This window comes from Pseudomonas sp. zfem004, assembly GCF_032621715.1.
GTDB classification, from domain to species: Bacteria; Pseudomonadota; Gammaproteobacteria; order Pseudomonadales; family Pseudomonadaceae; genus Aquipseudomonas; species Aquipseudomonas sichuanensis.
The window spans coordinates 22,407-30,322 of record NZ_JAVYJF010000037.1; the positions used below are offsets into that span (position 1 = coordinate 22,407).

9 protein-coding genes are annotated in these 7,916 nt (G+C 66.0%); 4 read left to right on the forward strand and 5 right to left on the reverse strand.

Features of this window, described 5'->3' with window-relative positions; genetic code table 11:
- The first annotated feature begins 93 nt into the window (after positions 1–93).
- Both argC and RTH46_RS25445 read left to right on the forward strand, forming a co-directional pair.
- Positions 94–1,023 carry an N-acetyl-gamma-glutamyl-phosphate reductase gene (gene argC, locus RTH46_RS25440; protein WP_316906896.1) on the forward strand — a complete coding sequence of 310 codons (930 nt, stop codon included), beginning with the start codon at positions 94–96 and terminating at the stop codon, positions 1,021–1,023.
- A 71-nt stretch (positions 1,024–1,094) separates the two neighbouring features.
- On the forward strand, positions 1,095–1,781 hold the full coding sequence (locus RTH46_RS25445) for a GNAT family N-acetyltransferase (protein WP_153786406.1): 687 nt from the start codon (positions 1,095–1,097) through the stop codon (positions 1,779–1,781).
- A gap of 39 nt (positions 1,782–1,820) precedes the next feature.
- On the opposite strand, the gene RTH46_RS25450 is transcribed toward RTH46_RS25445, so the two are convergent.
- Genes RTH46_RS25450 through RTH46_RS25470 form a run of 5 tightly spaced genes read right to left on the reverse strand, consistent with a single transcriptional unit; the run spans position 1,821 to position 6,255 of the window.
- A complete protein-coding gene (locus RTH46_RS25450) occupies positions 1,821–2,576 on the reverse strand; it encodes an ABC transporter permease (protein WP_153786405.1) in 756 nt (251 codons plus the stop codon).
- On the reverse strand, positions 2,576–3,781 hold the full coding sequence (locus tag RTH46_RS25455; protein WP_316906897.1) for an ABC transporter substrate-binding protein: 1,206 nt from the start codon (positions 3,779–3,781) through the stop codon (positions 2,576–2,578). Before RTH46_RS25455 ends, RTH46_RS25450 begins: the two co-directional genes overlap by 1 nt.
- Positions 3,768–4,589 (reverse strand): ABC transporter ATP-binding protein, encoded by an 822-nt coding sequence (locus RTH46_RS25460; protein WP_279849106.1) that lies wholly within the window; start codon positions 4,587–4,589, stop codon positions 3,768–3,770. Before RTH46_RS25460 ends, RTH46_RS25455 begins: the two co-directional genes overlap by 14 nt.
- The gene (locus tag RTH46_RS25465; protein ID WP_316906898.1) at positions 4,586–5,686 is read right to left on the reverse strand and encodes an acyl-CoA dehydrogenase family protein; all 1,101 of its coding nucleotides are present in this window, start codon (positions 5,684–5,686) and stop codon (positions 4,586–4,588) included. Before RTH46_RS25465 ends, RTH46_RS25460 begins: the two co-directional genes overlap by 4 nt.
- Positions 5,687–5,694: 8 nt before the next feature.
- A complete protein-coding gene (locus RTH46_RS25470; RefSeq protein WP_110992776.1) occupies positions 5,695–6,255 on the reverse strand; it encodes a carboxymuconolactone decarboxylase family protein in 561 nt (186 codons plus the stop codon).
- 102 nt (positions 6,256–6,357) lie between these two features.
- Between RTH46_RS25470 and RTH46_RS25475 the strand changes: the two genes are divergently transcribed.
- Positions 6,358–7,275, forward strand: a complete 918-nt coding sequence (locus tag RTH46_RS25475) for an AraC family transcriptional regulator (protein ID WP_316906899.1) — start codon at positions 6,358–6,360, stop codon at positions 7,273–7,275.
- 416 nt (positions 7,276–7,691) lie between these two features.
- On the forward strand, positions 7,692–7,916 hold a 225-nt coding region (locus RTH46_RS25480; protein WP_316906900.1), incomplete at its 3' end, for a transposase.

The window sequence follows — 7,916 nt, forward strand, 5'->3', positions numbered from 1 at the left end:
ATTTAATGAACTTTACGATCATGATATTCAAATTTTCTTTCGTCCAGCCGCAAGCGAGGATACGCCCACTCCCCTTCACCACGGACACACTCCATGACCCAGCCCCTTGTCTTCATCGACGGCGACCAAGGCACCACCGGCCTGCAAATCCACGCGCGCCTGCACGGCCGCCAGGACCTGCGCCTGCTCACCCTGCCCGAGGCCGAACGCAAGGACCCGGCGCGGCGCAGCGAAGCGATCAACAGCGCCGACATCGCCCTGCTGTGCCTGCCCGATGACGCTGCCCGCGATGCCGTGGCAACGCTGCGCAACCCGGCGGTGCGGGTGATCGATGCCAGCTCCGCACACCGTACCGCGCCAGGCTGGGTATACGGCCTGCCGGAACTTGACCAGCACCAGGCCGAGCGCATCGCCGCCAGCACCCGTATCAGCAACCCCGGCTGCTACCCCACCGGCGCCATCGCCCTGCTGCACCCGCTGGTCAAGGCCGGGCTGTTGCCAGCGGACTACCCGCTGAGCATCCATGCCATTTCCGGCTACAGCGGCGGTGGCCGGGCGGCAGTCGAGCGCCATGAGCAGCCCGCCGAAGGATACCTGCCGACCTTGCAGCTGTACGGCCTGGAGCTGGCGCACAAGCATGTGCCGGAAATCCAGCAGCACGCCGGGCTCAGCGCCCGCCCGCTGTTCGTGCCCGGCTACGGCGCCTATCGCCAGGGCATCGTCCTGAGCATCCCCCTGCAACTGCGGCTGTTGCCAGGCGTCACTGCGCAACAGCTGCAGGCCTGCCTGGAGCAGCACTACCAGGGCGCTCGCCATGTGCAGGTGATGCCATTGCACCAGGACGGCCCGGCCCCGGCGCTTGACCCGCAGGCGCTGAACGACAGCAATGACCTGCGCCTGGCGCTGTACGCCAACCCCGAGCACGGCCAGGTCTTGCTGACCGCGGTGTTCGACAACCTCGGCAAGGGGGCCTCGGGCGCCGCAGTGCAGAACCTCGACCTGCTGCTGGCTGGGCTGCGCTAGCCACAGCGGGTAAACTGGGCGCCCGCCTCGTTCGAAGCGGGCGTTTCAGCCCACCCGGAGCCCTACCCGCGATGTTCATCCTCCGCCGCCTCGACGGCGTGCCGCCCGAATCTTTCCAGAACCAGATCCGCCAGCTGGTGATCGACCATGTCGGCCAGCTCAGCAGCGTCGCCATCAGCCCGGACAATCCGCTGTACCCGCTGTACCAGTACGGCGTCGGCCTTGAGGTCCACCAGTACCTGATGGCCCTGGACGGCACCCGTGGCCTGGCCGTAGAGCTGACCCTGGCGCTGGATGCCGACGCCCCGGACCAGTTGCTCGGCTTTGCCCTGGCGCTGCCGGCCCAGGACGATGCGCAGGCCTGCAGCCTGGCGTTCCTTGCAGTACATCAAGACCATCGCCGCCAGGGCATCGCCCGCGCATTGCTGGATGACCTGCGCAGCCGCTACGCCTGCGTCGAGCTGAGCGCCTTCGCCGAGCAGGTCCCATGGTTCGAGGCCATGGGCTTGCAGGTGATTGCCAGCGCCGGGCCACAGGTGCTGATGAGCAGCACCGGGCGTGCCAGCGGGGCGCTGATCGGGCGGCTGGACATTGCGCCGATCTACCAGACGGTCGAGGTGATGCAGATCCACACCTACCTGCTCAATCAGAACGGGGAGGACGTGATGATGGAGGCGGAACAATCGCGCGATGAGCGGTTGGATGAGTTGGCGGAGCAGGCCAAGGCGTGCGTGAGGCAGCGGCTGACGCGGCATTGAGGTAGAACGCTGGGGGCGCTTTGCGCCCCCCGGCAATCCTCAGCCATGCACCCAACGCCGGTGCAACCCTCGGGCCAGCGCATCGAGCATGAACCCCAGCACCCCGATCAACAGCACCATGGCCATCAGCTCGGAATACGCCAGGCGGTCACGGGTATCGAGGATGAAATACCCCAACCCCGCACTGACCCCAAGCATCTCGCACGGCACCAGCACGATCCACAGGATGCCAATGGCAAGCCGCACGCCGGTCAGTACATGGCCAATGACCCCCGGCACGATCACCTTGCACAAGGTCTCCCAGCGCGTGGCGCTGAGGCTGCGCGAGAGCTGCAGCCAACGCGGATCGAGCTGTCGCACCCCGGCGGCGGTATTGAGCAGGATCGGCCACAGCGCGGCGAAGGCCAACAGGAAGTAGATCGGCTGGTCGCCCACGCCCATCAGCATCACCACCACCGGCATCCACGACAGCGGCGAGATCATCCGCAGAAACTGGAACGCCGGCGTGGTTGCCGCCTCCAGGTGCCGGTAACTGCCCACCAGCAAGCCCAACGGCACGCCGATCAACAGCGCCAGCAAAAGGCCGATCAGGATGCGCTTGAGGCTCACCCAGATATGCCCGTACACCTCGCCCTGCCCCAGCAACTCCACCAGGCTCGCCAGCGTGGCCTGGGGCGAGAAGCGCGCCGACAGGCCGTCGGCCGCGCCGAACACCTGCACCCCCGCCCACCACAGCAACAGCAGCAGCGCCAGGCCGGCAAGACCCAGGGCGCCATGTACGACATGCCTTTGCATCAGACCGCGAACTCCTCGCTGCGCTGGAAGTTCTCGGCAATGCCGAAGGTTGCCGGGCCGCCCACCGCAGCGATGGCATTACGCACGAAGCGATCGTCGACCAGATCGCGAGCGACGTGCGCGGGGTCGAGCCCGGCGAGGAAGCCGTTCTCGCCTTCGATCAGGGTGCCTTTCAGGCGCTTGACCAGTTCCTCGGTGTAGCTGGGGTACGGGTACGGCTGGAAGTCGATGCGTTTTTCATCCCACAGCTGGTGCTGGATCGCGCCACTGGCGATGTAGCCGGCACGGTCCTCGGCGGCAGGCGCCAGTACCTTGGCCAGCACCGCGGGCTCGTGCGGGGTGTACTTGTTGGGGCCGGCCTTGGACAGCAGCGCGGCCGCCTCGGCTCGGTGGTCGCGGGTCCATTGCTGGGCCTTGACGATGGCGTTGACCACCTTCTGCGACCATTCCGGGCGGTTGTTGAGGTCGTGTTCGTGCATGAACACCACGCAGCAAGCATGGTTGCGCCACACGTCACCGGTGAAGCGCTGCACGCGGCCGACCTTGAGGTTCTCGGCCAGGGCGTTGAACGGCTCGGCGACGATGTAGCCGGCGATGCGCTTGCTGGCCAGGGCCGGCGGCATGTCCGACGGCGGCAGCACCAGCAGGTTGACCTCGTTGGCGGCCAACTGCGCGTTGGCCGGTTTCGACACCGGCGTGAGGCCGTTGTCGTTGAGCATCTGCTGCAGCACCACGTTGTGGATGGAGTACCAGAACGGGATGGCTACCGTCTTGCCGCCGAGCTGCTTCATCTCGGTGATGTCCGGGGCCACGGTCAGGCCCGAGCCGCCGACATGGTTCCAGGCCACCACCTTGGCCGGCACCTTGCTGCCATAGCGGGCCCACACGGTCATTGGCGACAGCAGGTGGATCACGTTGACCTGGCCGGAAATGAACGCCTCGATCACCTGCGCCCAACTGCGCAGCAGCACCGGGCGCTCGGCCTTGATGCCTTCGGCCTCGAACAGGCCGTTGTTGTGCGCCACCAGCAAAGGTGTGGCGTCGGTGATCGGCAGGTAGCCGATGCGCACCGGTGCGTCAGGCTCGGCGGCGGCGCGCGCCTGCAGGCTGGCCAGCAGCGGCACGGCGCCAGCGGCGGTGAGCATGGCGCTCAGTTTGAGAAAATCGCGACGGGACGTGGTGGAGCAGCAGTCATCCATGCACATGGACAGCCTCCGAGGGCAAGGGGGATGGGGTGGGTTCGGCTGTGCGGCTTGCCCGCCGAAGGGTTTTGAGGATTTCGATGCGCAGCGCGCCCAGTTCCTCGACCCGCTGCGCCCGGGGTTGCGGCAGGTCGATATGCCATTGGCCGAGGGTGCGCGCCGGGTGGTTGCCCAGTAGCAGCACGCGATCGGACAGCAGCAGGGCTTCGTCGATATCGTGGGTGATCAGTACGGCAGCGGTGTTGTGGGTGGCGATCAGTTGCAGCAGCAGTTGCTGCATGTCGGCGCGAGTCACTTCGTCCAGCGCGCCGAACGGCTCGTCCAGCAACAGCACTTCGGGTTGCCGCGCCAGGCAGCGGGCCAGCGCGGTGCGCTGGGCCATGCCGCCGGACAACTGCGCCGGGTACTGGTTGCGGGCATGGCTCAGGCCCACCGCCGCGATGGCGTGGTCGATGCGTGCGCGGCGCTCGCTGGCGGCCAGCTTGGGCTGGCGGGCGAAGTCGAGGCCGAAGGCAACGTTCTTCTCCAGGCTCAGCCAGGGCAGCAGGCTGGGGTCCTGGAACGCCACCGCCAGGCGCGGGTGCGGGCCCTGCAGCGCCTCGCCGTGCAAAGTCACACTGCCGCCACGGGGCTGCTGCAGGCCGGCCAGCACCCGCAGCAGGCTCGATTTACCGACCCCGCTGGGGCCGAGGATGGTCACCACCTCGCCCGGTGCCAGCGCCAGGTCGAACTGTTCCAGCACCGGCTGCCAGCCGCCCTCGCGGGGGTAGCCCAGGCTGATGTCGCGGGCGTCGAGTAGCACGTCGGTCATGCCGCACTCGCCTGGCGTTGCAGTTCGGCGCGCAGCTGCACCAGGCTCGGCGTGACGATCGGCACGAACGCCGACTCGCGCCAGCGGCGCGCGAAGCTTTCGCCATAGGCGGTGAGGTAAGCCTTGCCGCCACTGGCCTGCAGCTCCAGCTGCACGGCGTCGGCAGCGCTTTCGGCGAGGGTGATGCGCAGTTTGAACAACGCGGCCGGCTGCTTGAGGAAGCGGCCGTCGAGCAGGCCCTGCTTGAGCTCGCCGACGGTGTTCTCCAGGCGTTCCTGAAGCACCTGGCGCGCCTCCTCGAGGAAGGACACACGACCATGCAGGTGCTCCTGCACTTCGTCCAAGGCACGCCGCGCCAGACCGATGGCCATGCCGCACTGCAGGGCGAGGAAGGCCGGGCGCACCTGGGGCAAGAACTCGCGGGCGTTGTCGTGCAGCAGCCAGTCACGGGCCAGCGGTACCTGGTGGAAGGCCAAGGCAGCGGTGTTGCTCGACTGCAAGCCCATCAACTGCAGGTCGTCGGAGCGTTCCAGCCCCGGTGCATCGGAGGGGATGGCCAGCACGAACGGCGCGCCTCCGGCATCGTCTTCGATGGCCGCGGCCACCACGAAACCACTCTTGCGCAGGTTGGTCACCCAGTGCAGCCGGCCCTCCAGGTTCCAGCCATCGGCTGCGGGGCGCCCGCGCACCTGCAGTGCCTCGATGCCGGAGAGGAACTTCATGGCATTGGAAAGCCCGGTGGCGCCGGCGAGCTCACCCTTGAGCAGCGCTGGCAGCAGGCGTTCGCGCAACCCCTGGTTAGGGCTTTGCAGCAGGTATTCAATGAAGGCGCGCTGCCCCCAGCAGACGAAAGCCGCCGCCAGTGAGCGGCTGGCGATAGCGGCAATGGCTTCGACCGCCTCGGTGACATCACCGCCCGCGCCGCCGAGGGCCGGGTCGACGCCTATGCGCAGCAGTTGCGATTCGGCGATATGCGCCAGTACCAGGTGCGGGTCGCACTGGCCCTGGTCGATGGTCTCGGCGTTGGCATCCAGCCATTGGCGAAAAGCGCTATCAAGCATGTCCCTACTCCTTTGGTGCGCCGGACACGCCGGCATCGGGCGGTTTAGGCCGAAGGCTGCCAGCGGTATTTGCTCAGCTCGTCATTGAGCGGCGTCTGGGCGAACACATTAGCAAAGTTGCACAGGGTTGCGAGGCTCACGCCGAGAATCACTTCCAGGGCGTTGCCCTCGGTGAAGCCGGCCTCGCGGAAGGCCTGGTAGGTGGCGTCGCCGACGTTGCCGCGGGTGGCGATGACCTCACGGGCGAACTCGGCCAGGGTTTCGTAACGTGCGTCGGGCAACTCGCCACGGGCGCGCAGGGCATCGACCACAGCCTGCGGTAGCTTGGCCTTGTTCAGCGCCACGGCGGTGTGGCCGGCAACGCAGAAGTCGCAACCGTGCTGGGTGGCGGCAATCAACTGCACCACTTCGCGCTCGGCCAGGGTCAGCTCGGCCTTGCCGTTTAGCGCCGAGACGGTGACGTAGGTTTCCAGCGCGGCCGGGGCATTGGCCAGCACACCCAGCAGGTTGGGGATGAAGCCGGAGTTTTTCTGGGCGTTTTCGAGGAACGGACGTGCGGCTTCCGGGGCGGTCTGCAGGCTGTGTAGAGTGATGCGCGCGGACATGGAGTGGTCTCCTTTGATGTAGGTCGCTACAGTCTGTTGGTTATAAGAAGTAGCATCCATATTCATCAGTCGCCTTTCCTTGCTCCTGAGTCCTTGCATTAGATGATTTCATCCAGCCACCTTGTCGATTGGTTATTAGAAGGGCTCGAGCTTGACGCCAGCCTGTTCCATGTCGGGCGCTATTGCGGTGGCTGGCACGCCAGCACCCAGGGCATGGGCCGCGCCAGTTTTCACCTGGTGGTACAGGGGCATTGCTGGCTGCACGTCGATGGCCACGCCGAGCCTGTGCGGCTTGAGTGTGGTGATGCGGTGTTTCTGCTGCGTGACCTTGCGTATCGCCTGTCGGGTGACGAGGACGTCGCCGACGCCTGCGCCCAGCCGCGCCGGACCATGCAGGCGCTGGACCTGGAGGCCGACGATGGCGTGGGGCTGGTCTGTGGTTTCTTTCATTTCCAGACGGGCTTGTCGTCGCTGATCGTCGAGGGGCTGGCGGACTGGATTCTGCTGCGCGCCAATGATCCGGCCGGCAGTGCGGCTCGTGCGCTGTTCGGTTTGATTCTCGAGGAATGCCGGCGGGCACCGCAGCCGTCGCAGACGGTGCTCGAGCGGCTCACGCACTTGCTGTTCCTGTATGTGCTGCGCCGGCAGGTGCATACAGGGCAGGCACTGGGTGGCTTGGTCGCCCTCGCCCGCCAGCCGGCGTTTGCCGGGCTGCTGGAGAGGCTGATAGAGGAGCCGGGGCAGGCTTGGACGCTGGAGAGCATGGCGGCCTATGCGGGGCTGTCGCGCTCGGCGTTCTTCAAGCGGTTCAATGAACTGGCCGGGCAGTCGCCTGGGCAGGTGTTGCTGGCGCTGCGCATGCGCCAGGCCTGCCAGTTGCTCAAGGCGGGGAATACGGTCGAGCAGGTTGGCGGGCGGGTGGGGTATCAGTCGGTGGCGGCGTTTACTCGGGCGTTTGCCAAGGCGGTGGGAGTGCAGCCGGGGGCTTATCGCAAGCAGCATGAGGGGCGGGAGGGGTAGGTTTTTTGGGGTTCGGGTTTCAGAGTGTGGGTTTTGATAGATGCATGCGCATTCAGCGGCGATGGCGACGCATAGTCACCTTTCCGCCCTTACGGCGGCCTACTTTGGTCTTGGCCAAAGTAGGCAAAGCCGCCCGCTCCATCATACGGCCCCTGCGCTGCGCTCCGGGGTCCCCTCGCTCCGGTGCCTTCCGGGCCCGCGCGGCCTCCTGAAGTCGCAATTTGTGTTGCCTGGACTATTGCGCGCTTAGAAGCAAAATCAAGAGCAGATCAAGAGCAGCAATGCGTATATCTGAGCCTGGCTGTTGTTTATGTATTGTTTATTCGGGCCCTATCGCCGGCAAGCCGGCTCCCACAGGTACAGCGCAAGTCTGTGAGTTTCGCACTAACCTGTGGGAGCTGGCTTGAACTGGCCTAATGATTTTGGACACCTTCATCGGGCGCTATGATGGCGCCCAATTGGAGGCAAAATCAGTGCGTAAATCTTATTCAAGAGAATACAAAGTCCAAGCTGCCGAAATGGTTCTGGATGGTGGCCAGTCAGTTCCCGAGGTCTGCGCAGCCCTTGGGCTTGGGCCTACCGCGCTTCGTCGCTGGGTTGAACAGGTGCGACAAGAAAGAGCGGGCAAGGTGCCGGCTGGG

What these genes read in the sequence shown, in the direction of transcription:
- argC (WP_316906896.1), top strand. Translation starts at nt 94, where the DNA reads ATGACCCAGCCCCTTGTCTTCATCGACGGCGACCAAGGCACCACCGGC.
- RTH46_RS25445 (WP_153786406.1), top strand. Translation starts at nt 1,095, where the DNA reads ATGTTCATCCTCCGCCGCCTCGACGGCGTGCCGCCCGAATCTTTCCAG.
- RTH46_RS25450 (WP_153786405.1), bottom strand. Translation starts at nt 2,576, where the DNA reads ATGCAAAGGCATGTCGTACATGGCGCCCTGGGTCTTGCCGGCCTGGCG.
- RTH46_RS25455 (WP_316906897.1), bottom strand. Translation starts at nt 3,781, where the DNA reads ATGTGCATGGATGACTGCTGCTCCACCACGTCCCGTCGCGATTTTCTC.
- RTH46_RS25460 (WP_279849106.1), bottom strand. Translation starts at nt 4,589, where the DNA reads ATGACCGACGTGCTACTCGACGCCCGCGACATCAGCCTGGGCTACCCC.
- RTH46_RS25465 (WP_316906898.1), bottom strand. Translation starts at nt 5,686, where the DNA reads ATGCCGGCGTGTCCGGCGCACCAAAGGAGTAGGGACATGCTTGATAGC.
- RTH46_RS25470 (WP_110992776.1), bottom strand. Translation starts at nt 6,255, where the DNA reads ATGTCCGCGCGCATCACTCTACACAGCCTGCAGACCGCCCCGGAAGCC.
- RTH46_RS25475 (WP_316906899.1), top strand. Translation starts at nt 6,358, where the DNA reads ATGATTTCATCCAGCCACCTTGTCGATTGGTTATTAGAAGGGCTCGAG.